The organism is Vogesella mureinivorans (genome assembly GCF_007644035.1).
GTDB lineage: Bacteria > Pseudomonadota > Gammaproteobacteria > Burkholderiales > Chromobacteriaceae > Vogesella > Vogesella mureinivorans.
Genome location: NZ_VMTV02000483.1, coordinates 1 through 263, shown reverse-complemented (window position 1 = coordinate 263; position 263 = coordinate 1). Strand labels below are relative to the sequence as shown.

The 263-nt window shown below is 69.6% G+C and carries 1 protein-coding gene; it reads left to right on the top strand.

All coding sequences use genetic code 11. From position 1 onward, the window contains the following. A partial coding sequence (locus FLQ44_RS13525; RefSeq protein ID WP_206208879.1) for a class II aldolase/adducin family protein occupies positions 1–263 on the top strand: 263 nt, incomplete at both ends.

Genomic DNA, 263 nt, shown 5'->3' with positions numbered 1-263 from the left:
CAACGACATCATCACCGCTGCCGCCGATCTGGCCCGGCTGGGCTGGACGCCGGCCACCAGCAGCAACTTCTCGATGCGCCTCGACGGCGAGCTGATCGCGGTCACCGTGTCCGGCCGCGACAAGGGCCGGCTCACGCCCGCCGACATCATGGTGGTCGACCTTGACGGCCGCGGCGTGGAGACCGAACTGCGCCCGTCCGCCGAAACCGGCCTGCACACCCAGATCTACCGCCGCTTCCCGGAAATCGGCTGCGTGCTGCACA